The sequence below is a fragment of the Mesorhizobium sp. G2-6-1 genome, from assembly GCF_055809095.1.
Window position 1 is genome coordinate 711831 of sequence record NZ_CM147896.1, and the last position, 23943, is coordinate 735773.

Consider the following 23943-nt stretch of genomic DNA (forward strand, 5'->3'; position numbering starts at 1 on the left):
ATTCGTTCTAAACATCGAAGTTCATCATCTTGCGCATGACGAAGATGCCGATGGACATCCACACCCCGGAAACGCCTAGAATGAGATGGCCGACACTGGTCGTGAAGAGCGGCATGATGTAACCGGGGCTCGAAAGATAAACGAGCAGGCCGATGATGAAAGGCAACGAGCCGATGATGGCGGCAGATGCCTTTGCTTCCATGGAAAGCGCCTGAACCTTGGCTTTCATCTTCTTGCGGTCACGAAGAACGCGCGAGAGGTTGCCCAGCGCTTCGGATAGATTGCCACCCGCCTGGGATTGAATCTGAATGACGATGCCAAAGAAACCCGCTTCTGCGCAGGGCATGGTTTCGGGCATGCGCAGCGCCGCCTCGGGGATCGACATGCCCATCTGCTGGGAATCGACGATCCTGCGAAATTCGGATTTGACAGGTTCCGGGGATTCGGCAGCTATCAGGCGAATGCCATCGTTAAGCGGAAGGCCGGATTTCACCGCACGCACGATAATTTCCAGCGCGTTGGGGAAGTCGTTGAGGAACGCCTTGACCCTGCGCGCCCGTGCGAACGACACGAACCAGCGCGGCAGGCCGAATGCGCCGGCCAGCAGCACGCCGGGAACAACGATCAAAGGCGCGCCGGCCACGAAGGCGACGACGGAAAGAACTACGCCGAAAATTATCGAGTAAATGTAGAAGCGTTCGACCGAAATGTTCAGACCGGCTTGCCGGATCTGCACCTTGAGCGGAGGTTTCTTGACGCTGCGGTCCTGTACCTTCTGCTTCTGGTCGAGTTCTTTCAAGGAATCCTGAACCGACTTGCGTCGTTTCGCGGCTTCCGCAACCCGATCGCGCGAAGCCTTGACCACGGCCCTGTCGGTCTCGGCCGACTTGATGGTGTTGAGACGCTTATCGACGTTTTTCTCGTCGCTGATCTTGTTGAAAAGAAAAGCGTAGGCCACCGCGCCGGCACTAAAGCCAGCCAGTACGATGAACGCCATTACAGTGTTATCAATTCCAAACATGGACCTTGGCCCTCACGCGCCCAAACATCTTATTCAGCGCGCTTCTCCATCGCTTCAAGTGCGATGGCGAGACGCTGTTCTTCGCCGTAGTAGCGTGCACGTTCCCAGAATTGCGGGCGGCCAATACCGGTCGAGACATGCTCGCCAAGCAATTTGCCGTTCGCATCCTCGCCTTTGATATTGTAGACGACGATGTCCTGCGTGATGACGACATCACCTTCCAGGCCGATGACTTCAGTAATGTGTGTGATACGGCGCGAGCCGTCGCGCAGGCGAGCGGCCTGAACGATCACGTCGACCGAGCCGACGATGATTTCGCGCACCGTCTTTTGCGGCAGGGTATAACCGCCCATCGCAATCATCGATTCCATACGGTTCAGGCATTCGCGCGGGCTGTTGGAGTGAATCGTTCCCATCGAACCGTCATGACCGGTGTTCATCGCCTGAAGGAGATCGAACACCTCGGGTCCGCGCACCTCGCCGACGATGATGCGTTCAGGGCGCATACGCAGACAGTTCTTGACAAGGTCGCGCATGGTGACCTCGCCTTCGCCTTCCAGGTTGGGAGGCCGGGTTTCAAGGCGCACAACATGCGGCTGCTGAAGTTGCAGTTCCGCCGAATCCTCGCAGGTGATAATGCGCTCGTCACGATCAACATAGTTGGTCATGCAATTAAGCAGCGTCGTCTTGCCCGAGCCGGTACCGCCCGAGATCACGATGTTACAGCGTACCCGGCCGATGATCTTGAGAATCTCGGCACCTTCGGGTGAAATCGCACCGAATTTGACGAGCTGATCGAGGGTCAGCTTGTCCTTCTTGAACTTACGAATGGTCAGTGCGGTGCCATCAATGGCAAGTGGCGGCGCAATGACGTTGACGCGAGACCCGTCGGGCAGGCGCGCGTCGCATATCGGGCTCGATTCATCGACACGGCGTCCAACCTGGCTAACGATGCGCTGGCAGATATTGAGAAGTTGCTGATTGTCACGGAAGCGGATGCTTGTTTGCTCGACCTTGCCGTTGACTTCGATGTAAACGTTTCTGGACCCATTGACCATGATATCGGCAATGTCGTCGCGGGCCAGCAGCGGCTCCAGAGGGCCATAACCCAGGACATCATTACAAATATCTTCAAGCAGTTCTTCCTGCTCGGCAATCGACATCGCAAAATTCTTGATGGCAATAATATCGTTGACGATGTCGCGAATTTCCTCGCGCGCACTGTCTGGATCGAGCTTTGCCAATTGCGACAGATCGATCGTGTCGATGAGCGCCGCAAACACCTGACTCTTGGTGTCGTAGTAGCTTTCACTGCGTTCCCGCTGGCCACGCTTGGGTTCCGACGCCATTGGCGGCGCCTCGACTTTACGCCGCGGCGTTGCGGCGGGTTGTACCGGCGTGTTCGCTTTTGCCGCTGCGGATGCAGACGCGGCCGGTGCAGGTGCGCTCGGGGTGCTCGGAGTGGGCGCAGACGTTACATCCGGCTTCGCAGATGGTTGCGCTGGTGGTGGTGGTGCGACCTGTGCGGATTGCTGCGCCTCGGCAGTTACTCGCGTGCGATCGTCATTGCCTCTTTTGCCAAACATGATCGATTACCAATCCCGCCGTTTGGGTGTCACTTTGCGTTGCGCTTCAGTTTGCCCAGAATGTTGCCCAATCCGGCCTTTTTCTTCGCTTTGATTTCGCTTCGGCCAGTCAGCACATGCGCAATCTCGTTGATGGATGCAACGACCGGATTCTTGGCATCCATTTCACCAAGCATGCGCCCGTTATTGGCGGCATTGCCAAAGAAAAGCGGATCGAAAGGGATAACCGCCATTGGTGTGATATCCAGTGGTTCGGTAAAATCCTGAGCCGTGATTTCCGGACGCTTGGGCATGCCCGCCTGATTGAGGATCAGCTTTGGCGGCGGATCGTTTGGCCGCAATTTCTTGAGCATATCGACCAGGTTCTTGGTATTGCGCAGATTTGCCAGTTCCGGAGTTGCGGTGATGATGATTTCATCAGCCTTCATCAGGGTGTTCTTGCTCCATCCGCTCCATATGTGAGGAACATCCAGGACAAGAATTGGCGCGCTTCGCTGTGCCGTATCGATGATCTGGGCGAAAGCGTCGGTGTCAAAATCATAGACGCGGTCAAGCGTCGATGGCGCGGCCAGCAGCGACAAATGTTCGGCGCACTGTGCCAGCAAGCGATCGAGATAAACCTCGTCGATCCGTTCAGGGGAAAAGACGGCTTCGGCAATGCCTTGCGCCGGGTCCTGGTCGAAATTGATGTTGGCGGTGCCAAAGGCAAGATCAAGGTCGGCCACAACGACTTCGGACTTGAACAGCGACGACATCGCCCACGCTACATTGTGGGCGATGGTAGATGAGCCAACCCCGCCCTTGGCGCCAACAAAGGCAATGGCGCGCCCGATCGGCTCAGCCTCGGGGTCGATGAAGATTGTCGAAATGACACTGACGATATCGGCCATCGACACTGGTGCGATGACATATTCGGAAATGCCGTTGCGAATGAGTTCGCGGTAGAGGCCGACATCATTGTAGTGACCGATAATCACCACTTTGGTGGTCGGATCGCAATGTTCGGAAAGCTGGGCCAATTGCTCCAGGAGCTGTTTGGGCTCGCTGCGCGATTCCAGAATGATGAGGTTGGGGGTCGGTGCGGACTGATAGAATTCGACCGCCGTGGCGACCCCGCCCATATGGACCTTCAAATGCGCCTTCGCCATGCGGCGGTCTTCGCCGGCCCGCTCGATCGGACCTGCGACGCCTTCGGTCTCGCAAAAGGCCTGAACCGAAATGCGTGGTATGGGTCGCAATGTTTGCATTGCGCTGATTTCGCGCTGCGACTCCTCACCACTTTCGTCGGGGGAATCATAAGCAAGATTGGTCGTTGTCATACTCTTTCCCTCACATGCCCGTCTTAGTAGGTGACTTCTTCTTTGCCTAGGAATTCATCCGAAATGCCCCGCTTGCGGTAAACTTCAAACACCTGGCTTCGGTTTTCGGCATCAATATCGCCTCGCTTGCGTGGCCCGAGAAGATCGGCAGGATTGGCGATCTGGGCAGCGAGATTGTTTTGATACGAGCAGCCGAAATTTGCGTAGTGCTTGTTTTCGGAATTTTCCAGAAGGTCTGCCGGCCACTTGCCGCATTCGTCGGTGTGTGCGCGCATCGAAGAATAGACGACCCGGATAGGTGCCGATACTTCTACTGACGATGCCCGGTAGGACGCTATGACCACCTTGTTCCTGCGGATGCCGCTGGCAACGGCCAATTTGGCAAAGTCGCGCCCGGCAGCCCGTGCGGCAAGTTCATTCGCCGAACCGGAAGGTACTGCGATTGTCAGCACAGGTGCGGCGCTCTTGTCATATTCGTCGAAAAATCCGAGCAACGACTGGCGCTGCAATCTGGTCATTCCCCGGTCGCTCGCACCGACCGGCAGGTCGAGTTTCTGATCTTTTTCCGAGATAACAATGGGATGATTGGTACGATAATCATCTGGCACCGAGCCAACGGTGATGCTGTCGCGATGGGCGCAGCCCGCCAGCAATGTGACCATGGCTACCGCCAGAAGCGGCATCGCCTTGCTTGATTTCCCGCTGTGGCCGGGCCGCATTGTCGCGGCGACGATCCGTGCCTCAAAAACTTGTTCAGACATGCCCGTTTCCCCGCTCACTTGTAAATGAAACCAACGACACCGTGGTAACGCCCGGCTGGCTTGTCGGTCTGCATGGTGCCGTAGACACGGTTGACGCGACCAAGGAACATACCGGCGCCATCGCTTGCGGCATTGAAATTATCGTCAGGCTTGGCAAGGGCGTTTCGCGCTACCGGGCGTGACAGATATGGTGTGATGATAATGACCAGCTCGGTCTCGTTGCGAACGAAGTCGCGACTGCGAAAGAGTGTGCCAAGCACGGGAATCTTGGTGAGACCGGGAAGTCCGTTCACGGCCTGGCGGACATCATCCTGAACGAGCCCGGCGATCATCATGGAACCGCCAGAAGGCAATTCGACGGTGGTATCGGCAAGACGCTTGCGCAGCGACAATGCATTCATGCCCTGGCTCAGATTGCCGTTTGACAACGACACCGAGCCCGCGGTGGTCGGCTCCGATACAGATGTCCTGACTTTCAGGCTTATGCGCCCAGCCGACAGCACGACAGGCTGGAACTCCAAGCCGATGCCATACTCGATCTTGTCTATCGAGTAGGTCCTTTGCCCTGTCTGGTTGTTGTCCGACACAGCCGATGAAACACCGGTGACGATGTTGTATTCGCCACCGACCTTGAATGTCGCTTTCTCACCCGACACCGCGGTCAGGGTCGGCGAGGCCAGTGTCTTCATCACCCCGGATTGCTCCATGGCGTTGAAATAGGCATTCAGAGCAGATGAGCCGATGCCCACGCCAGAATTCGAAAGCGGCTTGCCCAGCCCGCTGAAATTGTCGCTGATTGCGCTCCACGTGATACCGTTGGAGCCGCCATTGCCAATCATATTGACGCCAAGCTGCTTCATGACGTTGCGGCTTACTTCGGCCACCGTCACCTTCAACGTGACCTGATCCTCGCCAATGATCTGAAGCATATTGACGATCGAGCTGACCTGGCGCTCGGAATCGGGGTTGTTGATGTCAACGCCACCTTGCGCGGAGCCACCGGAAGCGGTCTGCGAATATTGCCCGGTCGTTGCTTCACCACCGGTGACGAAGATTCTCGCAAGTTGCTCGGCACGTTTGGAATCGAGTGGCGTGTCGACGGTTCCCGTCAAAACGACATTATCATTGAGCAACTCGACGTTGATTTCCGAATTCGGGATGAAGCGCTTCAGATAATCCTGAAGGCCGCTGACATCGCGTTCCACAGCAAGATCGAGGCTGACAATCTGCTCGCCATTGGGGCCGAAGACGAAAATATTCGTCTCGCCGACCGATTTGCCGAACAGGTAGATGCGCCGCGATGTACGCGTAACCGCATCGGCGACTGCCGGGTTGGCGACGAGGATATCGTAAGCATCACTTGGCAGATCGATGACGACCGACTTGTTCAAGCCGAGCTTGACGCGTTGATTTGTCTGAGACGCACCAACCGACGCCTTACCTGCCGCATTGGCAGTTACCACGCCTTGAGCGTGGACGCCTACGAACAGGAGACTGACGGATGCAGCGATTGTGATCGGTAGTTTAAGCGTGGATCTCATTTCCTTGCCCCCACTTCGGAAACTTCACCGGATTTGATCAGGCGCACCGTTCCGCGGCGGCCATTTCCGGAAACGAGATAGTCGGCTTCGTCCAAATTCGTTTCCTGCGTGTCCTTGATGGATCTCAATGCCAGCGTCAGACGATCCGCCATTTGCTGGGCCACGGTGATGATCTCGGCCTGCTGCGGTGTCAGCTCAAGGGTCGCTGTCTGGCCGACCCTTGTCCTTTTACCTTCTTCGTCTTCCTGAATAGTCTGGTCGATCGCCAGAACCCGGATGTTCTTCAAGATGGTTTCCGTGCTGAACCCGCTGCCGGTGCCGCCGGTGTCGGCGCGCCGTGTCATGATTACATCGACAAAGTCATTGGGCAGTATGAAGCCACCTGCCGATGTATCGGCGGCAATCGACGTCGCAACCGCCCTGCTGCCAGCCGGCAGGATCGAGGACATGAAGCTTTGCCCCTCGCCTATCAGCTTTGAACGCCGCAAAGGCTCCCCGGTATACATCGCCATGCGAGCGACCGAGCCTTTCAGCTTGTCTACTGCATCCGGCTCGTTGGCCCGCGTAATGAAATTGGCGTTGACGCCATCGGATGGCCACGGCTCCCACTTGATATTGTTTTCAAGTGGAACCCCCATCGGTACGTCGCCGGACAGGACAAGTACATCCTGAAGTGCAATCGATGGTTCACTTGGCCCCGAATTAACGACGACTTCCGCCGGTGGCGGCGCAACTATGTTTTTGGCGACGTATCCCGCGCCACCTGCAGCGGCAGCGGCTACGCCTAGAATAATAAGTCGAGATGCAGGCATCTGTTCGGACCTCGCCCTTGGCAAAACTTGTAGTCAAGCGAGACATTGCAGCCCTAATCGTCAAATTAGGGTTAACGTAATGCTTACGATCGTGATTAATTTAACGTTTATACAAATTGTACTGAAAGGCTGGCGTGCATAACCGCCCCAGGGGCACAGGAACGCCCCGGACACACAAAATGCTTGCGACTACGATTGAGATGTCAGCTTGAAAGCCGCTCGATAGCCCAGACAACCAGTGCGGAATCGGGAAAGGCGAGCAATCCGCCAAGGCCAAGCGCGATGCCATAAGGCACACCGGTTGCCTCGTCGGCGAAATGGTGCAGGAAGGGGTTGTTCTTCGTGAATACAGCCAGCGTTGACTTGCGGTAGAGTAAAATTGCGAGTGTCAGAAGGCCGCCTAACAGTGCCGCCGAGACAAGATATTGCACCAGCACCATGCCAAAGCCCATCCAGACTGCCGTGGCAGCCAGAAGCTTGGCGTCGCCACCACCCATGCCACCCATGGCAAAAAGGCCGAAGGTAACGGTGAGGACAAGAGCGCCTGCGGCCAGATGCCAGCCAAACACGACCCAATCCATACCGGTCAAAGGGGCGATGACAACGAAACTGGCGACAAGCAGCAATGACACGCGATTGGCAATCGTCATCGACAGCATGTCGGAAAATGCAGCAAAGAGCATGCAAAACGGAAAGATGACGAAAATCAGTGCTTCAAGCATTGGTCTCACACAGTGTGAAATCTGAAATCCATCTCACCTTAGCTTTGTTGGGTTAAGGATCGGTGTGTCGCCATCTTACTATTCTTGGCTTTGTGGCAGGCGCAACATTTGTGATGTTTGCCCTGTAATCAGCGACAATCATCATCATAAGCGCCCGACGGCGCGGGCCCATTTTTTCAAATTCAAAGGAATGCGGAGAATGAGCGAAGGGTTTAACCGTTGGTTCACCAATCTCGTTCATGTTTGGTTGAACACTCTGCCGTTCCGGGAGAACTACCCCATGTCAATGTCGAAACCTGTCTTGCTTGCAACAGCCCTCCTTACCGCCGCATACGTGTTGCCGGCAGAAGCGGGCGCAAACATAGAAGTGACGATGAATCAGGCCAAGATCGTCAAGCTGGCGCGTGCCGCCGATACGATCATCGTTGGAAATCCACTGATTGCGGATGCTTCTGTGCAAGACCCGACCACGATCGTTCTCACAGGCAAGGGCTTTGGCATGACCAATCTGGTTATCCTGGATGGGGACGGCAAACCGATCATCGACGAGCAGGTCACGGTCATTCGCCAGACGGCCTCGACCGTACGAATTTACCGGCGGTCCCAGGTGCAGACGATGTCGTGCTCTCCTTATTGCGAAAGCTCGTATAAGAGCGATGCGGAGAAAATGTCCGACGCCGAGATGAGTTCACAGTAGCCGCACCCCAAGCTTGCGTGCGGCGAAAGCACCTCCATTTTCTGGTTAGCGCAGTATTAAAAACAGCTGCGGAATTCTAACGGTCATCCAAACCAGACTTCAACAGCTTTCACATATAGTCCTTCCTGTACTGTACCAGAACCGGCAGGGACGATATGAGCACGATGTCCAATATCGAAAACGATGACAAGAAAGCGGGCAAAGCCAGCTTTCTGAAAAGATTCCGGCGCGACCGGAAAGGGACCGTCGCAATCGAATTCGCGATGCTTGCCCTTCCATTTTCGTTGCTTGTTTTTGCGATTCTGGAAAGCTGTATTTCATTTGCCGGGCAAGAGGTGATGGCAAACGCCACGGACGATATCGCCCGGGAATTGCGCACAGGTCAGATCAAGCCGCCATTGACTATGGAACAGCTGAAGCTGAAGGTTTGCGACAAGCTGGAAATCGTGGTTTCAAAAAACTGCCCCGGACTGCTTGTCGATCTGCGCCATTATCCAAGCTTTGCCGATGCGGCGACCGCGAAATTCACGATCAGCAGCGCAGGTGACATCGTGCTGATGAAGAGTGGAATTCAGGACACGCGCGGGTTCGTCGTCGACCCCGGCCTGTCCCAGTCCAAGAATATGCTGCGCGTCTTTTACAAATGGCCGGTGATTACCGATTTCATGAGCAAAACCATGGCCAACCTCAAGGATGGCGCAACTTTGCACTTTTCTTCCGTAACCTGGCAGAACGAGCCGTTTGATGACTGATCCATGTCGTCTTGACGGCAAGAAAGAGGACAAGAAAATGGCGTTTCGTGCGGGGGCACAACAGAGCATAATCGGCTTCATTTCGAGGGCGGTAAAATTCCGCTCGGATCGTCGGGGCGTGGCGGCGGTGGAGTTCGCCTTCATCGCACCAATCCTGATGATCATGTACTTCATCACGATGGAGGCGGCGCAAGGCATCGAGACAAGCAAGAAGGTCAGCCGCATCGGCAGCATGGTAGCCGACCTCGTTGCCCAACAGGATCAGGTTCAAAAGAGCGATCTCGATGCGATCATGCAGATCGCCGAATCCACATTGCAGCCTTACAATCGCTCTGAGCCGACAGTCAAAATCACCGCGATACAAATTTCCAACGACTCGGTTGCCAAGCCCACGGTTCTGTGGTCGCGCAAGGTCGTAAAGGGGGTCTATACGGCAGATGCGGCCAAAGGCACGACCACGACGGTGCCGACAACATTGAAGATAGCCGGCACATTTCTCATCCGCGTTGAAAGTGCCTTGAAATACAAGCCCATCATTACCTGGGCTGCCGGCGGCCAAAAGACGCTCGGATTGACGGATGCTTTCGACAACATATCGATGAGCGAAACCTACTATTTGAGGCCACGTGTGATCCAGACGATCAACTGCTCGAACTGTTAGAGCTGGATGAGGAAAAGCGGGCACCGGGCTTTCGCCCGCATCCGACGAATTCCGAATTGCCAACCGGCAAGCGTAAACCTATGTCTGGGCCATCAAGTTAGCACCTCAAGGCTCATATGACGCGCGCATTCATTTTTGTTCTCGATTCCTTCGGCATCGGCGGGGCGACAGACGCCGACCTTTATGGCGACGCAGGTGCCAATACGTTCGGGCATATCGCAAAGGCTTGCGCAGCCGGTGATGGCGATCGCGAAGGATTGCGCCGGGGTCCCCTTCATATACCGAACATGGTCCGTCTTGGACTTGGCAAAGCGTCGGAGATCGCCACCGGATTTTCTTTTGGCAATGAGGGAGACACGCCGCTTGCGAGTTCCTTTCACGGCGCGGCGCAAGAAATCTCCAGCGGCAAGGACACGCCGTCAGGCCATTGGGAGATCGCGGCGCTGCCTGTTCGCTTCGACTGGGGGTATTTTCCAAACACGGTTCCGGCCTTCCCCACCACACTGACCGATGCGATGATTGTCGAAGGCAAGATGGCAGGAATTTTGGCCAATTGTCATGCCGCTGGAACAACAGTGATCGAGACCTTTGGTGAAGAGCACATCGAGACAGGCAAACCGATCTGTTATACGTCTGTCGATTCGGTGCTCCAGATCGCGGCCCACGAAACGCATTTCGGGCTCAAACGGCTTTATGAATTCTGTGAGGTCGTGCGCAGGCTTTGCGACCCGCTGAAAATTGGCAGGGTTATTGCACGTCCTTTCCTGGGCGAGACAAAAGGCACATTCATACGCACGCCAAACCGCCGCGATTATTCCGTACCTCCACCAGAGCCGACACTTCTGGACCGGGTTTCGGCGAGCGATGGCCGTGTGATCGCCATCGGCAAGATCGGCGATATATTCGCCCACCGTGGGATTTCCGAAATTCGCAAAGGTGTAGGTAACATGGCAATGTTCGACAAGGCGCTCAGCGCAATGGATGATGCGCGTGCGGGAGATCTTGTTTTTGCCAATTTCGTCGACTTCGACACCGAGTTCGGCCATCGACGCGATGTGGCAGGCTACGCGGGCGCGCTGGAAGCTTTCGATCGGCGTTTGCCCGAGGCATTTCAGCGACTTCATCCGGGTGACTTGCTCATCTTGACGGCAGATCACGGCAATGACCCTACATGGCGCGGCACCGACCACACGCGCGAGCGAATTCCGGTGATCGGCATTGCCCCCGGTTTCAACGGCGGCGATATCGGCCTGCGACCGACATTTGCCGATATCGGCGAAACGGTGGCCGAACATCTTGGCCTGGCGCCCGGCCCGCATGGCTCGTCATTTTACAAATCAATAAGCGGCCATGCCTGAATTACCTGAAGTTGAGACGGTTCGGCGTGGTCTGCAACCGGTTCTGGAGGGAGCACATATCGACAATGTCGAACTGCGCCGCCCCAATCTGCGCTTTCCTTTCCCGGAAAAATTCGTCGAACTGCTGAAGAACAAGACGATTGGCGCGCTTGGCCGGCGCGCGAAATATCTGACGATGCATGTCGATGGCGGCCCAATTCTGATTTGCCATCTCGGCATGACCGGTTCCTTTCGCATCGAGGAAAGCCTCACTGGCGGCACACCGGGCGCGTTTCACCATGCGCGTTCGAAGAACGGCGCGCACGATCATGTCGTCTTCGATATCCGCTCAGCAACGGGGCAAGCCTATCGCGTCGTTTTCAACGACCCACGGCGCTTCGGTTTCATGCTGTTTTGTGAAACATCACTTGACGACCATCCGATGCTTGCCGGCCTTGGTATCGAGCCGACGGGCAATGCACTGGACGGTGCGCTTCTTGCCACGCTGTTCAAGGATCGCAAGGCACCCTTGAAAGCTGCCCTTCTCGACCAGCGCCTGATCGCAGGACTTGGCAATATCTATGTGGCGGAAGCGCTATGGCGCGCAGGTCTTTCGCCATTGCGCGGAGCGGGAACGCTGGCCAGAAACAGCAAGAAAGCGCGAACGCAGAGCGAGCGTCTCGCCCAGTCCATCCGCTCCGTCATCGCCGATGCCATTGCCGCCGGTGGCTCGTCGTTACGCGACTACATGCACACAGACGGGTCTTTGGGGTATTTTCAGCATTCCTTTGCGGTTTATGACCGCGAAAGCGAGCCCTGCATGACGCCCGGATGTGGTGGGCACATCGAACGCATCGTGCAGAGCGGCAGGTCGACATTTTATTGCCGCATCTGCCAGCATTGAGATACAGCGGACACATGACCCTGAGGAGATACAGCCATGAGCTATGAGACTATTCTCACCGAGACACGCGGTAAGGTCGGCCTGATCACGCTGAACCGGCCAAAGGCGCTGAACGCGTTGAACACCCAGGCCTTGTCAGATCTCCTTGGCGCAACCAAAGCCTTTGACGGCGACCCGGCGATCGGCGCTATCGTCATCACCGGCTCCGAAAAAGCGTTTGCTGCCGGTGCGGATATCAAGGAGATGCAGTCGAAATCCTATGTAGAGGCCTATCTCGAGGATTTCTTTGCCGGTTGGGAGGAATTTACGCGCACCCGCAAGCCGATCATCGCCGCGGTCGCGGGCTATGCGCTTGGCGGCGGCTGCGAGCTTGCCATGATGTGCGATTTCATCATCGCTGCCGACAGCGCCAAGTTCGGGCAACCCGAAATCACGCTTGGCGTCATGCCCGGCATGGGAGGCTCACAACGGTTGACGCGTTTCGTCGGCAAGTCGAAGGCGATGGACATGTGCCTGACGGGGCGCATGATGGACGCCAGTGAAGCGGAGCGGTCCGGCCTTGTTTCGCGGGTCGTAGCTGCGGACAAGTTGCTGGAGGAAGCACTTGCGGCGGCGGCAAAGGTCGCTGCCTTTTCGCTTCCCGCCGTCATCATGGCAAAAGAGGCGGTCAACCGTTCCTACGAGGTGACGTTGAGCGAGGGCCTGCGTTTTGAGAGACGCCTGTTCCACTCGATGTTTGCGCTGGAAGATCAGAAAGAAGGCATGGCCGCATTTGCCGAAAAGCGGAAGCCAAATTTCAACAATCGCTAAGCAATGTGGGTGTTATCCAAAAAGAGTTTAGTCCTAGATTGACGCGCCGGAAAAGCTGAACTATAAGCCGCATCAACTGTGGCGGCCACTTGGCTGCCCATTTGTTTTTGCGCCTTGCGGCATTTCGCGTGCGCCACTGCAGAGATCAAAAGAGAGGCATCATGGCCAACACATCATCGGCCAAAAAGGCTACGCGCAAAATCGTTCGTCGTACAGCGATCAACAAAAATCGCCGTTCGCGTATCCGGACATATGTTCGTCAGGTTGAGGAGGCTTTGGCCGCCGGAGACAAGACGGCAGCCGAAACAGCCTTCAAGGCGGCGCAGCCGGAATTGATGCGTGCCGCGACAAGAGGCGTCATGCACAAGAATACAGCTTCGCGCAAAGTTTCGCGGCTGGCTCAGCGCGTGAAGTCGCTTTCGGCCTAAAACTCTCCTTCAAGCGCCATAATTTTGGAAAACCCGGTGATTTTTGCCGGGTTTTTTTCGTGCGCGGTAAATATTAAAAATCACTGTTATAAAGAATGCTTCTGCATCGATTGCAGCTGGCACAGAATTATGGCCGTATATTCAATGCGTGGACATTCCCAGCCTTGGAATTTTATAACGCGTGTCATAAAAATCGCTTTATTTTCAATAGCTTATAGAAGGTGGTCCACAGCTTATTCACATTGAAGTGGCGCAATCGGGTACAAGTGGCTGTCAAGCAAAATATTAAAAAAAGAATCGCGCCGGCTACCTTTTTCGCCTTGTCGGGAAAAGGGTTTGAATCCCAATAGCTTTGGGGTCATGGCCCTTATTTGGTGTGTGCCGCAAATAGCACTAATTAGCCAGATTCGTTAAAAATCCGTTAGAGTCGGCCTTGCCCTTCCCGCAGCGATTTCGGTAATGTCCGTCCATCGAAAGGGATGGGCCTCGCGCCCTCAACCCAACCAAAATTGGTAGCGTTTGTGCTGCGGATACACTCTGCGGCGTGGGTTGGTTTGTCCTTTCGGTGTGAGTAAGGGGACTGGGGTAATTGAATATGACGAGTTGATTGCGCACCGGCAATTCGCCGGGCGGTTGATGCTGCGCGCATTGCCGTGGCGAGAACACAAGGGGCCGGTGGAGGCTTCTTTGACGACCACAAATGTTCAGCGACCGGCGGCGGCGATGAACAGACCTAAACGAGGATGCCAGGAGCCACGCGAATGTGCTCTCGGCGAGCATGAACAAAAGGCGGGAACTCACCAATGCAGAGCGGCATCAACAGGGAGCCTGATAATGACTTCCCTTTTTCTGGGAAAATGGTCAAAGGGAACGACATGAAAGCTTCCGGTGACGTGGACCAAAAATTTGAGCGTATCAGGGCGCAATTGAAAGCGCGCCTTGGAACAGAGGTCTATTCGAGCTGGTTCGGACGCATGAAAGTCGCGGAGTCATCGAAGGGCATTGTGCGCATGTCGGTGCCGACGGCGTTTTTGCGATCCTGGATCAACGGTCACTACCTCGATCAGATTGTCGAGTTGTGGAAGCAGGAAGACCCCGAAGTCATCAAAGTCGAGATCGTTGTCAGAAGCGCCACCCGCCTTGTGCGTGCTACCGACAGTGAAGTTGCCACCGCGCGCAAGGTTACGGCGCGCCAGACACAGACCGCTCTTTCTTCCAGCGCGTTGAGCGCAAACAAGGCAGAACGGATGCCCGGCATGCGCAGTGGCGTGGCTGACACCGAATTTCGTCAAAGCGTACTCGGCTCGCCGCTCGACCCGCGTTACACGTTCGAGTCCTTCATAGAAGGACCATCCAACCGTGTTGCCTTTGCCGCGGCACGGGCCGTGGCGGAATCGCAATCGAGCGCCGTTCGCTTCAATCCTTTGTTCCTGCATGCCACAGTTGGACTGGGCAAGACGCATCTGCTTCAGGCAATTGCCGCTGAATCTCTAAAACAGAACCCAAGATCGCGCGTCGTCTATCTGACAGCGGAATATTTCATGTGGCGCTTTGCGACTGCAATCCGGGACAACAATGCGCTTACCCTCAAAGAGCAGTTGCGCGACATTGACCTTCTGATCATCGACGATATGCAATTTTTGCAAGGCAAGTCGATCCAGCACGAATTCTGCCACTTGATCAATATGCTGCTCGACAGCGCCAAGCAGGTGGTGGTTGCGGCCGACCGCCCACCCTCGGAACTGGAATCGCTGGAACCCCGGGTTCGCTCAAGGCTGAATGGCGGCGTGGCGCTTGAAATGTCGGCACCCGATTTCACTATGCGCCTGAGCATGCTCACGCTTCGGCTCGAGGCTGCAAAAATCGAAGACCCCTCGCTCAACATTTCCGAGGAAATCCTCGATCATGTCGCCCGCACGATCACAGGCAGCGGACGCGAACTCGAGGGCGCGTTCAATCAGTTGCTTTTCCGCCAGTCGTTTGAACCGCAGATCACGATTGACCGCATTGACGAAATTCTCGGCCATATCTATCGCGCCGGTGAACCAAAGCGCGTGCGTATCGAAGACATTCAGCGTGTCGTTGCGCGTCACTACAATGTGTCCAAGACCGAACTGCTTTCCAATCGGCGTACCCGCACCATCGTCAAGCCGCGGCAAGTGGCAATGTATCTGTCAAAAGTGATGACACCGCGCTCACTGCCGGAAATCGGACGTCGTTTCGGTGGTCGCGACCATACGACGGTGTTGCATGCAGTGCGAAAAATCGAAGATCTTTCCGGTGCGGATAACACATTGGCCCAAGAGCTTGAGTTGCTTAGAAGGCTCATCAACGACCAAGCGTGACACGCGCTGACGAGCAGGGTTGCGCCCACCTCGTCAGTTTATCCCCAGAATGGCAAAGTCTGCGGCGTTAACAGCGTTCGCGGGCTTGCTTTCGGCAACATTTTCCTGTCAGTTTGAACGAAATTCCAACGAGTTCGGACTGCCGCGGGCGACCGATTCGAATACCTGACTTTTCATTCAAGCGAGCCTGTTTCGTCATGCGTGTAATCCTCGAACGGTCCAACCTTCTCAAGGCGCTTAACCACGTTCACCGGGTGGTCGAGCGTCGCAACACGATCCCTATCCTGTCCAACGTTCTCCTGAATGCTGACGGTGCCAGCCTTGAAATGAAGGCAACGGATCTTGACCTGGAGGTGACGGAGGCCACACCTGCCAAAGTCGAAAATGCCGGGGCAACAACGGTTCCCGCCCACCTTCTCTACGACATTGTGCGCAAGCTGTCTGATGGCGCCGAAGTGATGTTGAAGACCGACGAGGATGGCAATGCCATGACCGTCACCTCCGGGCGGTCCAGTTTTCGCCTTCAATGCCTGCCGCAATCGGATTTTCCCGAATTGTCGGCCGGTTCTTTTCCTCACATTTTCCGGCTCGATTCCACGGCGCTGAAAGGCCTTGTCGAGAAGACGCAATTTGCCATCTCGACCGAGGAGACCCGCTATTATCTGAATGGCATCTACCTGCATGCATTTGAGGTGGACGGGAAGCTGAAGCTGCGGTCGGTGGCAACCGACGGGCATCGGCTGGCGCGCAGTGAAATCGATGCACCGGCAGGGTCCGAGGGCATGCCGGGTATCATCATTCCGCGCAAGACGGTCAGCGAGTTGCAAAAGCTGGTTGACGCGCCCGACATTGCCGTCACCACCGAGCTTTCGGACACCAAGATCCGCTTCACGGTCGGCAGTGTCGTGCTGACATCCAAACTGATCGACGGGACATTCCCGGACTATCAACGTGTGATCCCGACAGGCAATGACAAGAAACTCACTATTGACCGCCAGACCTTTGCGGCAGCGGTCGACCGGGTTTCGACCATCTCGTCGGAACGTGGCCGTGCGGTGAAACTGACCATTGCCGAAGGACAGTTGACTCTGGCCGTCAACAACCCGGATTCTGGAAGTGCGACCGAAGAACTTGCGGCGGACTATTCGTCCGATCCGATCGAAATCGGTTTCAACGCCCGCTATTTGCTCGATGTTGCGGCCCAACTGACAGGCAGCGAGGCCGAGTTCATGCTGGCCGATGCCGGATCGCCAACATTGATCCATGACAGCAACGATGCAAACACGCTCTATGTGCTGATGCCGATGCGGGTCTAGAACGGTTCAGCTTTTGATCGAACCACTGAGCCGCTGCATTTTTTTGCTTTTGCGCAATTCTGGACGGAAAACCGCTACACACTTTTCCTGGATTGCTCAGAATATTTGTTTTCACGAAATTCCGAACGGAAAACCGCTACACACTTTTCCTGGAATTGCTCAGAATATTTGTTTTCACGAAATTCCGAACGGAAAACCGCTACACACTTTTCCTGGAATTTCTGGGATGAATCTCACTGGTTCTCCATTGCAGTAAGGCCATGACCTCGATTGAACAGAGTGGAAATCGACGCCAGCAGATTCATATAAGTAAGCTGTCACTTACGAATTTTCGTAACTATTCCGCGCTATCGCTTGACTTGCATCCGGGTGCGGTCGTTTTGACCGGTGACAACGGGGCTGGCAAAACCAATCTTCTCGAAGCCGTTTCACTTCTGACACCGGGGCGCGGTTTGCGCCGCGCGCCCTATGCCGACATCGCCCGCTCACCGGGTGATGGCGGGTTTGCTTTGCACGCCCGGCTTGATGGCCCCGATGGAGCTGTCGAAATCGGAACCGGCGTTATGGGAGGCGATGCAGCCGGAGAAGGCGGCAGGCGGATCAAGATCAATGGTGCCCAGGCACGATCCGCCGAAAGTCTCCTGGAATGGGTGCGCGTGGTTTGGCTCACCCCTGCAATGGACACGCTTTTCACCGGTTCGGCTGGAGACAGGCGGCGGTTTCTGGATCGTCTGGTTCTGGCGATTGATGCCAGTCATGGGCAACGTGCATTGACTTACGAAAAGGCGATGCGCGGCCGCAACCGGCTGTTGACTGAAAATTCGCGCGACAATGCATGGTTCGACGCCATTGAGACGCAAATGGCTGAAACCGGCGTCGCGATTGCCGCGGCAAGGGTCGAATTGGTGCGCCTTCTTGCCGCCATGATCGACCGATTGCCAAATGATAACCCGTTTCCAAAAGCCGATATCAGCCTTTCGGGTGAATTGGAAAGCCGTATAGACATGGCGGCATCGGTTGATGTGGAGGATTACTTTCGAAGCGCACTTGCCACCGGGCGCGAGCGTGATCGCGCTGCGGGGCGCACTCTGGATGGCCCACACAGATCGGACCTCGTTGTGCATCATCGTCCCAAAGCGATGCCTGCGGAATTGTGCTCAACCGGCGAGCAGAAGGCCTTGCTGGTCGGCGTCGTCTTGTCACATGCGCGATTGGCTGGCGAGATGTCGGGCATGGCGCCGATCCTGCTGCTCGACGAAATCGCGGCCCATCTCGATCCCGGCAGGCGTGCTGCCCTGTTTTCCATCCTCGAAGAACTGGACTGTCAGGCATTCATGACAGGGACAGATGCCGCTCTGTTTTCCAGCCTCGCAGGGAGAGCGCAATTCCTGACGGTCGATCATGGTGCGGCTGGCCCTACCAATAGCGACTGACAAGTATTTTCAGGAAAGCTATGGTGCAGATGATGACCGCCACCCCGCTCACCGACGAAGAACTGGAACGTTACGCGCGCCATATCGTGCTGCCGGAGATCGGCGGCATGGGCCAACAGAAATTGAAGCGCGCAAGGGTTCTGGTGATGGGGGCCGGCGGACTTGGCGCGCCGGTGCTTCAATATCTGGCAGCCGCAGGTGTGGGCACGCTCGGCATTGTCGATGATGACACGGTGTCGCTGTCGAACCTGCAACGGCAGATCATTCACGAAACCGCGTCGATTGGTCTGGCAAAGGTGGAAAGCGCCAAAACGGCGATCCTCCGTATCAATCCCAATGTTAGAGTTAACTTACATAAAGTGCATCTTACAGCGCAAAATGCCCCTGCCCTTGTTGCACCATACGACATTGTCGTCGACGGTTCTGACAATTTCGAAACGCGCTACGCGCTCGCCGACACTTGCGAGGCGCAACAACTGCCGCTGGTTCACGCCGCCGTTGGGCGGTTCGATGGTTCGGTGACTGTTTTGAAGCCTTTCGAGACAAACGAGAAGGGTTTGCAAAATCCCGGCTACCGGGATCTTTTCCCCGATATGCCACCACCGGGGCTGGTTCCGTCATGCGCCGCCGCTGGTGTTGTGGGTGCGTTGACGGGGGTCATAGGTACGCTGCAAGCAATGGAAGCCATCAAGCTGATTACAGGTATCGGTGAGCCTTTGATTGGCAGATTGATGCTCTATGATGCACTGGCGGCACGCTTCGATACGATCCGCTATACGCACTCGAAGAACCGGAAATAGAGCGACATGGCGCTGACCCTTACCCAAAACGAACAGGCTATTGCTGCCGGAAGCGACGGCGCTGCCATCGCCATGCGCATCGTGGCAGAAAGTGCGCGACTGCTTGGCGCACCGCGTCTCATTCCCGTTGCCTCGGCACATATTGATTGTGCGCTCTATCATGGGGACTCGGGAACGCTTTTTGCCGAACGGTTGGTCGACAGCGGCGCACGGGTTGCGGTGCGTTCGACTTTGAATGTCGGATCACTGGACCTGATGGGGTGCTCCCGCGTTCGCCTGGAAGAACCGCAACGCGGCATGGCGCGGCGGATGATGGATGCTTATCGCAAACTGGGCTGCGAGCAGAGTTGGACCTGCGCGCCATATCAGGCTGGGCATCGCCCCGCTTTCGGCACCAATGTTGCCTGGGGTGAATCCAATGCCGTGGTGTTTTGCAATTCAGTTCTGGGTGCCCGCACCAATCGCTACGGCGATTTTCTCGATATCGCCTGCGCCATTGCGGGCGTTGCGCCCGATTATGGCCTGCACCTGAATGAAAATCGCAGAGCGCGGCTTGTCTTCGATGTATCTGATTTGCCCGCCTCCTTTCTTTCGTCTGAAATCGCCTGGCCCATACTGGGCAGCCTTTACGGCCGCGAGGTCGGGAACGCGGTTGCCGTGATGACAGGGGTGCAAAACACTCCCAGCGAAGACGAGTTGAAAGCCTTCGGCGCAGCCGCCGCATCATCGGGAGCCGTTGGGCTTTTCCATATTGCGGGTGTGACACCTGAAGCTCCGGATACGCAAACAGCGCTTGGCACCATTGCACCTGAAAAAACTATCCGCGTCACACCTCAGATGGTGCAAGCTGCCAGAGCGAACCTTTCGACGGCGCGCGATGCCGCTGCCATTGACGCGGTGGCGATAGGCAGCCCGCATCTGTCGCTGGCAGAGTTCGGGCGGTTGAAGGACCTGATCGGCACGCGGCGGTTAAAAGTTCCAATCCATGCCTGTACCGGGCGTTACGTGGTCGGCGAATTGGAAAATGACGACACAAGAAGCGTCCTGGAAGCGGCAGGCGTTGTCATTGTTGCCGATACTTGTGTGGTGGTGACCCCTATATTGCCGGATATGAGCGGCGGTATCCTGATGACCAACTCCGGCAAATTCGCCCATTATGCGCCGGGCAATACGGGCTACTCGGTCATTTATGGATCGCTGGCCGATTGTGTCGAAAGCGCCGTCGCTGGCAAGCCGATATTCGCGGACATGCAGGTATGAGTACGCAACTCGAAATTCTGGTGTCGGGCAGCGGCGGCGAAGGGCTGGCACTGATACTGACCGCTCCAATCAGTTTTTGGGGCGGCGTCAACCCGCAGAGCGGTCGCATTGAAGACGTGCGCCACCCTCAGCACGGTGAAAATGTTGCAGGACGTGTTCTGTTTTTACCCGGAACGATCGGCTCATCGGCAGCTTCGGCGGTTCTTTTGGAACTCGTTCACAGCCGGAATGCGCCAGCGGCAATCATCATGCATGAACCCGATGCGATCCTGCTTCTTGGGCTGATCGTTGCGCGTGAAATGACTTGGGAAACGCCTTTGGCGGTTAAACTCGACTGCGAAAAGTTTGAAGCCTTCCGTGAAAAATCGGTGAGGATCGAGAGCAACGGCGCTATCAGCAAAATCGCCTGAAGGGGTGAGAGATCACGTCCGCAGCGGTAAAACCCGATCAGGTGGGCGATGCCCATCGAAGAATGTGCGTATGTTGATGATGACCTTCTCGCCCATGTCGATGCGACCTTCAAGCGTTGCCGACCCCATATGCGGCAAAAGCACGACCTTGCCCTTGGCCGACAGCTTCAGGAGCTTCGCGTTCAACGCCGGCTCATTCTCGTAGACATCGAGGCCGGCACCGGCAATCTTGCCATCTTCGATCAGCTTGACCAGAGCCTCTTCATCAATGAGGTCGCCACGCGCCGTGTTGACCAGATAGGCGTTCGGCTGCATCAGCGCCAGACGGCGCGCCGACAAGAGATGGAATGTTGCAGGCGTCGAGGGACAATTGATCGAGACAATATCCATGCGCGCGAGCATCTGGTCGAGGCTGTCCCAGTAGGTTGCCTCCAGTTCGTCTTCGACCGTTGGCAACACACGATTTCGATTGTGATAGTGGATTGAAAGGCCAAAGGCCTTTGCGCGTCTGGCAACCGCAGTTCCAATGCGGCCCATGCCGACTATGCCGAGGCGCTTGCCCCAAATACGGCGGCCCAGCATCCAGGTCGGCGACCAACCAGCCCATGTTTTTCCGTCCGGCAAGACATTGGCACCCTCGGTCAACCGTCTTGGCACTGCCAGTATCAACGCCAATGTCATGTCGGCTGTGTCTTCCGTCAAGACACCCGGCGTATTCGTGACGGTAATGCCTTTTTCCGCAGCGGCGGCGATATCAATCTTGTCGATGCCGTTGCCAAAATTGGCAATGAGCTTGAGGTTCGGACCGGCTTGGGCAATCAGTGCGGCGTCGATCATATCGGTGACTGTCGGGACCAATACGTCGGCCTCCTTGACAGCCGCGACAAGCTCGGGCTGCGTCATGGGACGATCTTCCACGATAAGACGTGCGTCGAACAACTCACGCATTCGCGTTTCAACCGGATCCGGCAGTTTACGCGTAATGACGACGAGAGGTTTCTTCTTGCCGGCCATTTTTTCCTCGACCCCGGATCCTGTTGAGACCTCTTTAACCAAGACGGGCGAAACTGCAAAGCGGTCGCGGCCCGACTTCTTCCTGTAACAAGTGGGGGCGGCGAAGACAAAGAAAAAGGGCACGGAAAGACAAGCCGGTGCCAACAACAAGGAATTCAAAGTGTCTTGGCTCGCATCGCTACGTTTGACTTTCAGTGCAGCCATGCTCGGCGGCGCGCTTATGGGCATGCAAGTGCCTGTACAAGCTGCGGCAACAACTGCACAAAATATAAGGCTCGGGCCCAGTGGCCTGCCGCTACCGCGCTTTGTCAGCCTCAAGGCTGCGCGCGTGAATTCGCGCGTTGGGCCCGGCACCAATTATTCGGTGGACTGGATGTATATGAAAGCCGGCCTGCCGATGGAGATCATCCAGGAATATGACACATGGCGGCGCGTGCGCGATGCGGATGGTTCCGAAGGCTGGATCAATCAATCGCTGCTATCAGGCAAGCGGACCGCCATCGTCGCACCCTGGCAGCAGGGCAAAGACACACGAATCAATCTTCTCGGCGATCCCAAAAAGGATGCCCGTGTCGTCGCCATCATCGAGCCGGGCGTGATAGGCTCGATCAAGTCCTGCGACGGGCAATGGTGCGAAATGACGCTTGGCGGGCATACCGGCTGGCTTAGCCAATCGGTTGTCTGGGGGCATATCCGGGCGAAAAAGTGAAAGACTGAGCCCCGCCACACACTTTTCCTAGAATTGAATGCTTTCTCTTACGCAATTCCGGACGGAATACCGCTGCACACTTTTCCTGGAATTGCTTTGAATCAGCGTTTCCGGCGGAGCCTCACGACGATATCGACATTGGCGATTTCCATGCCTTCAGGCGGTTCCGGCATATTGCCAATCGTCACCGGGCCGCTGTCGATGTCATAAACCCGGTTCTCGCCTTCAACGAAAAAGTGATGATGATCGGACGTATTGGTGTCGAAATAGGTCTTTGACCCCTCGACAGCAAGAATGCGCAGCAATCCCGCTTCAGTGAACTGATGCAGGGAATTGTAGACGGTGGCCAATGAAACAGGCACGCCAGCGGCAAGCGCCTCCTCGTGCAATTCCTCCGCAGAAAGGTGACGGTCTCCTTTTGCAAAGAGCAGATCGGCCAATGCAACGCGCTGACGAGTCGGCCTGAGGCCAGCTTCCCGCACCCGCTTATCCACAGCGTTCCTTTCTCTTTGGCCAACTGAACCCATAGACGCCAAACGATCCATCCACCCAGTCCCTAAAGCCCGATACAGGCAAATTATGGACATCAATCAAAACTATGACACACCACCAGATATATTCTGTCATAGGCATACGATCAATAGCGCGCATTGACCCGAAGAAATCAGCGGGTTAGAGCCACATTGCGGCACAATTACCGGTTTCCAACCCGAAACGGACTGTGTCACTGAAGTAATTTTGGGTGCCGGCGCGCCCGGACAAAGCAGGGGGACGATGTTGATGGCGGATTCGAAATCCAGTTACGGCTATGAAGAACTGCTGGCATGCGCGCGAGGCGATCTGTTTGGCGAAGGCAATGCCCAACTCCCCAGCCCGCCGATGCTGATGTTCGACCGTATCACGCAAATCAGCGAAACCGGCGGCGAGTTCGACAAGGGCTTTGTGCGCGCGGAGTTCGATATCAAGCCCGACCTGTGGTTTTTTCCCTGCCATTTCATCGGCAACCCGATTATGCCGGGATGCTTGGGGCTGGATGCCATGTGGCAGCTCACCGGCTTCTTTCTTGGCTGGCTTGGCGAACAGGGTAAAGGCATGGCCCTTTCCACCGGTGAAGTGAAATTCAAGGGTATGGTGACGCCGTCGGTGAAACTGGTGGAATATGGCATCGATTTCAAACGTGTGATGCGCGGCCGCCTCGTCTTGGGGATAGCCGATGGCTGGTTAAAGGCTGACGGTGAGACCATATATAGGGCCAGCGATCTGAAGGTTGGCCTGTCCAAACAGGACGCAACCGCCTGACATCTG

At 56.0% G+C, this 23943-nt stretch carries 23 protein-coding genes and 1 pseudogene; 15 read left to right on the forward strand and 9 right to left on the reverse strand.

Annotated features, from left to right (window positions below; translation table 11 throughout):
* Positions 1 to 7: 7 nt before the first annotated feature.
* From AC0L7S_RS03430 to AC0L7S_RS03460, 7 genes are all read right to left on the reverse strand, one after another.
* Positions 8 to 1021 (reverse strand): type II secretion system F family protein, encoded by a 1014-nt coding sequence (locus AC0L7S_RS03430; RefSeq protein WP_473473086.1) that lies wholly within the window; start codon positions 1019 to 1021, stop codon positions 8 to 10.
* Between the two features lie 29 nt (positions 1022 to 1050).
* Positions 1051 to 2607: a CpaF family protein gene (locus AC0L7S_RS03435; RefSeq protein ID WP_473473087.1), complete on the reverse strand. Its 1557-nt coding sequence runs from the start codon at positions 2605 to 2607 to the stop codon at positions 1051 to 1053.
* A 29-nt stretch (positions 2608 to 2636) separates the two neighbouring features.
* Positions 2637 to 3926, reverse strand: coding sequence for a CpaE/TadZ family protein (locus AC0L7S_RS03440; RefSeq protein ID WP_473473088.1), 1290 nt, complete (start codon positions 3924 to 3926; stop codon positions 2637 to 2639).
* A gap of 23 nt (positions 3927 to 3949) precedes the next feature.
* Positions 3950 to 4687 (reverse strand): CpaD family pilus assembly protein, encoded by a 738-nt coding sequence (locus AC0L7S_RS03445; protein WP_473473089.1) that lies wholly within the window; start codon positions 4685 to 4687, stop codon positions 3950 to 3952.
* Between the two features lie 14 nt (positions 4688 to 4701).
* Entirely contained in the window at positions 4702 to 6228 is a 1527-nt protein-coding gene (locus AC0L7S_RS03450) for a type II and III secretion system protein family protein (protein WP_473473090.1), read from the reverse strand.
* Complete coding sequence (cpaB, locus tag AC0L7S_RS03455) at positions 6225 to 7040, reverse strand: Flp pilus assembly protein CpaB (RefSeq protein ID WP_473473091.1); 816 nt, start codon at positions 7038 to 7040, stop codon at positions 6225 to 6227. The genes AC0L7S_RS03450 and cpaB overlap by 4 nt, the downstream gene beginning before the upstream one ends.
* 203 nt (positions 7041 to 7243) lie before the next feature.
* A complete protein-coding gene (locus AC0L7S_RS03460; RefSeq protein WP_473473092.1) occupies positions 7244 to 7762 on the reverse strand; it encodes an A24 family peptidase in 519 nt (172 codons plus the stop codon).
* A gap of 280 nt (positions 7763 to 8042) precedes the next feature.
* On the opposite strand from AC0L7S_RS03460, the gene AC0L7S_RS03465 reads away from it, so the two are divergent.
* The 13 genes from AC0L7S_RS03465 to AC0L7S_RS03525 all read left to right on the forward strand — a co-directional run bounded on the left by AC0L7S_RS03465 (position 8043) and on the right by AC0L7S_RS03525 (position 20915).
* Positions 8043 to 8459 carry a pilus assembly protein N-terminal domain-containing protein gene (locus AC0L7S_RS03465; RefSeq protein ID WP_473474158.1) on the forward strand — a complete coding sequence of 139 codons (417 nt, stop codon included), beginning with the start codon at positions 8043 to 8045 and terminating at the stop codon, positions 8457 to 8459.
* Between the two features lie 164 nt (positions 8460 to 8623).
* Complete coding sequence (locus AC0L7S_RS03470; protein ID WP_473473093.1) at positions 8624 to 9211, forward strand: TadE/TadG family type IV pilus assembly protein; 588 nt, start codon at positions 8624 to 8626, stop codon at positions 9209 to 9211.
* Positions 9204 to 9872: a TadE/TadG family type IV pilus assembly protein gene (locus tag AC0L7S_RS03475; protein WP_473473094.1), complete on the forward strand. Its 669-nt coding sequence runs from the start codon at positions 9204 to 9206 to the stop codon at positions 9870 to 9872. Before AC0L7S_RS03470 ends, AC0L7S_RS03475 begins: the two co-directional genes overlap by 8 nt.
* Positions 9873 to 9988: 116 nt before the next feature.
* Complete coding sequence (locus tag AC0L7S_RS03480; protein ID WP_473473095.1) at positions 9989 to 11230, forward strand: phosphopentomutase; 1242 nt, start codon at positions 9989 to 9991, stop codon at positions 11228 to 11230.
* On the forward strand, positions 11223 to 12113 hold the full coding sequence (mutM, locus tag AC0L7S_RS03485; protein ID WP_473473096.1) for a bifunctional DNA-formamidopyrimidine glycosylase/DNA-(apurinic or apyrimidinic site) lyase: 891 nt from the start codon (positions 11223 to 11225) through the stop codon (positions 12111 to 12113). The genes AC0L7S_RS03480 and mutM overlap by 8 nt, the downstream gene beginning before the upstream one ends.
* A gap of 36 nt (positions 12114 to 12149) precedes the next feature.
* Positions 12150 to 12923 carry an enoyl-CoA hydratase gene (locus tag AC0L7S_RS03490; protein ID WP_473473097.1) on the forward strand — a complete coding sequence of 258 codons (774 nt, stop codon included), beginning with the start codon at positions 12150 to 12152 and terminating at the stop codon, positions 12921 to 12923.
* Between the two features lie 161 nt (positions 12924 to 13084).
* Entirely contained in the window at positions 13085 to 13351 is a 267-nt protein-coding gene (rpsT, locus tag AC0L7S_RS03495) for a 30S ribosomal protein S20 (RefSeq protein ID WP_473473098.1), read from the forward strand.
* Between the two features lie 803 nt (positions 13352 to 14154).
* Positions 14155 to 15696, forward strand: a complete 1542-nt coding sequence (gene dnaA / locus AC0L7S_RS03500) for a chromosomal replication initiator protein DnaA (RefSeq protein ID WP_473473099.1) — start codon at positions 14155 to 14157, stop codon at positions 15694 to 15696.
* Between the two features lie 197 nt (positions 15697 to 15893).
* Positions 15894 to 17012 carry a DNA polymerase III subunit beta gene (gene dnaN / locus AC0L7S_RS03505; protein WP_473473100.1) on the forward strand — a complete coding sequence of 373 codons (1119 nt, stop codon included), beginning with the start codon at positions 15894 to 15896 and terminating at the stop codon, positions 17010 to 17012.
* 260 nt (positions 17013 to 17272) lie between these two features.
* Positions 17273 to 18445: a DNA replication/repair protein RecF gene (gene recF / locus AC0L7S_RS03510; RefSeq protein ID WP_473473101.1), complete on the forward strand. Its 1173-nt coding sequence runs from the start codon at positions 17273 to 17275 to the stop codon at positions 18443 to 18445.
* 29 nt (positions 18446 to 18474) lie between these two features.
* Positions 18475 to 19245: a molybdopterin-synthase adenylyltransferase MoeB gene (locus tag AC0L7S_RS03515; protein ID WP_473473102.1), complete on the forward strand. Its 771-nt coding sequence runs from the start codon at positions 18475 to 18477 to the stop codon at positions 19243 to 19245.
* A gap of 6 nt (positions 19246 to 19251) precedes the next feature.
* Positions 19252 to 20505, forward strand: coding sequence for an aconitase X (locus AC0L7S_RS03520; protein ID WP_473473103.1), 1254 nt, complete (start codon positions 19252 to 19254; stop codon positions 20503 to 20505).
* Positions 20502 to 20915 carry an aconitase X swivel domain-containing protein gene (locus AC0L7S_RS03525; RefSeq protein ID WP_473473104.1) on the forward strand — a complete coding sequence of 138 codons (414 nt, stop codon included), beginning with the start codon at positions 20502 to 20504 and terminating at the stop codon, positions 20913 to 20915. The genes AC0L7S_RS03520 and AC0L7S_RS03525 overlap by 4 nt, the downstream gene beginning before the upstream one ends.
* Positions 20916 to 20927: 12 nt before the next feature.
* On the opposite strand, the gene AC0L7S_RS03530 is transcribed toward AC0L7S_RS03525, so the two are convergent.
* Positions 20928 to 21929 (reverse strand): 2-hydroxyacid dehydrogenase, encoded by a 1002-nt coding sequence (locus AC0L7S_RS03530; protein ID WP_473473105.1) that lies wholly within the window; start codon positions 21927 to 21929, stop codon positions 20928 to 20930.
* A gap of 160 nt (positions 21930 to 22089) precedes the next feature.
* On the opposite strand from AC0L7S_RS03530, the pseudogene AC0L7S_RS03535 reads away from it, so the two are divergent.
* Positions 22090 to 22646, forward strand: a pseudogene (locus AC0L7S_RS03535) (SH3 domain-containing protein).
* Positions 22647 to 22739: 93 nt separating this feature from the next.
* Here AC0L7S_RS03535 and irrA read toward each other — a convergent pair.
* Positions 22740 to 23165, reverse strand: coding sequence for an iron response transcriptional regulator IrrA (gene irrA / locus AC0L7S_RS03540; protein ID WP_473474159.1), 426 nt, complete (start codon positions 23163 to 23165; stop codon positions 22740 to 22742).
* Positions 23166 to 23418: 253 nt separating this feature from the next.
* Here irrA and fabA point away from each other — a divergent pair, with 253 nt between their 5' ends.
* Entirely contained in the window at positions 23419 to 23937 is a 519-nt protein-coding gene (gene fabA, locus AC0L7S_RS03545) for a 3-hydroxyacyl-[acyl-carrier-protein] dehydratase FabA (RefSeq protein WP_473473106.1), read from the forward strand.
* Positions 23938 to 23943 lie beyond the last annotated feature (6 nt).

Excerpts from the sequence above, each read along its gene's own strand:
- AC0L7S_RS03530 (WP_473473105.1), bottom strand. The coding sequence starts at position 21,929 with ATGGCCGGCAAGAAGAAACCTCTCGTCGTCATTACGCGTAAACTGCCG.
- AC0L7S_RS03475 (WP_473473094.1), top strand. The coding sequence starts at position 9,204 with ATGACTGATCCATGTCGTCTTGACGGCAAGAAAGAGGACAAGAAAATG.
- AC0L7S_RS03470 (WP_473473093.1), top strand. The coding sequence starts at position 8,624 with ATGTCCAATATCGAAAACGATGACAAGAAAGCGGGCAAAGCCAGCTTT.
- AC0L7S_RS03480 (WP_473473095.1), top strand. The coding sequence starts at position 9,989 with ATGACGCGCGCATTCATTTTTGTTCTCGATTCCTTCGGCATCGGCGGG.
- recF (WP_473473101.1), top strand. The coding sequence starts at position 17,273 with ATGACCTCGATTGAACAGAGTGGAAATCGACGCCAGCAGATTCATATA.
- dnaN (WP_473473100.1), top strand. The coding sequence starts at position 15,894 with ATGCGTGTAATCCTCGAACGGTCCAACCTTCTCAAGGCGCTTAACCAC.
- fabA (WP_473473106.1), top strand. The coding sequence starts at position 23,419 with ATGGCGGATTCGAAATCCAGTTACGGCTATGAAGAACTGCTGGCATGC.
- AC0L7S_RS03435 (WP_473473087.1), bottom strand. The coding sequence starts at position 2,607 with ATGTTTGGCAAAAGAGGCAATGACGATCGCACGCGAGTAACTGCCGAG.
- AC0L7S_RS03460 (WP_473473092.1), bottom strand. The coding sequence starts at position 7,762 with ATGCTTGAAGCACTGATTTTCGTCATCTTTCCGTTTTGCATGCTCTTT.
- AC0L7S_RS03445 (WP_473473089.1), bottom strand. The coding sequence starts at position 4,687 with ATGTCTGAACAAGTTTTTGAGGCACGGATCGTCGCCGCGACAATGCGG.
- dnaA (WP_473473099.1), top strand. The coding sequence starts at position 14,155 with ATGCAGAGCGGCATCAACAGGGAGCCTGATAATGACTTCCCTTTTTCT.
- irrA (WP_473474159.1), bottom strand. The coding sequence starts at position 23,165 with ATGGGTTCAGTTGGCCAAAGAGAAAGGAACGCTGTGGATAAGCGGGTG.
- AC0L7S_RS03450 (WP_473473090.1), bottom strand. The coding sequence starts at position 6,228 with ATGAGATCCACGCTTAAACTACCGATCACAATCGCTGCATCCGTCAGT.
- AC0L7S_RS03525 (WP_473473104.1), top strand. The coding sequence starts at position 20,502 with ATGAGTACGCAACTCGAAATTCTGGTGTCGGGCAGCGGCGGCGAAGGG.
- AC0L7S_RS03520 (WP_473473103.1), top strand. The coding sequence starts at position 19,252 with ATGGCGCTGACCCTTACCCAAAACGAACAGGCTATTGCTGCCGGAAGC.
- AC0L7S_RS03440 (WP_473473088.1), bottom strand. The coding sequence starts at position 3,926 with ATGACAACGACCAATCTTGCTTATGATTCCCCCGACGAAAGTGGTGAG.
- AC0L7S_RS03515 (WP_473473102.1), top strand. The coding sequence starts at position 18,475 with ATGATGACCGCCACCCCGCTCACCGACGAAGAACTGGAACGTTACGCG.
- AC0L7S_RS03465 (WP_473474158.1), top strand. The coding sequence starts at position 8,043 with ATGTCAATGTCGAAACCTGTCTTGCTTGCAACAGCCCTCCTTACCGCC.
- AC0L7S_RS03430 (WP_473473086.1), bottom strand. The coding sequence starts at position 1,021 with ATGTTTGGAATTGATAACACTGTAATGGCGTTCATCGTACTGGCTGGC.
- cpaB (WP_473473091.1), bottom strand. The coding sequence starts at position 7,040 with ATGCCTGCATCTCGACTTATTATTCTAGGCGTAGCCGCTGCCGCTGCA.
- rpsT (WP_473473098.1), top strand. The coding sequence starts at position 13,085 with ATGGCCAACACATCATCGGCCAAAAAGGCTACGCGCAAAATCGTTCGT.
- AC0L7S_RS03490 (WP_473473097.1), top strand. The coding sequence starts at position 12,150 with ATGAGCTATGAGACTATTCTCACCGAGACACGCGGTAAGGTCGGCCTG.
- mutM (WP_473473096.1), top strand. The coding sequence starts at position 11,223 with ATGCCTGAATTACCTGAAGTTGAGACGGTTCGGCGTGGTCTGCAACCG.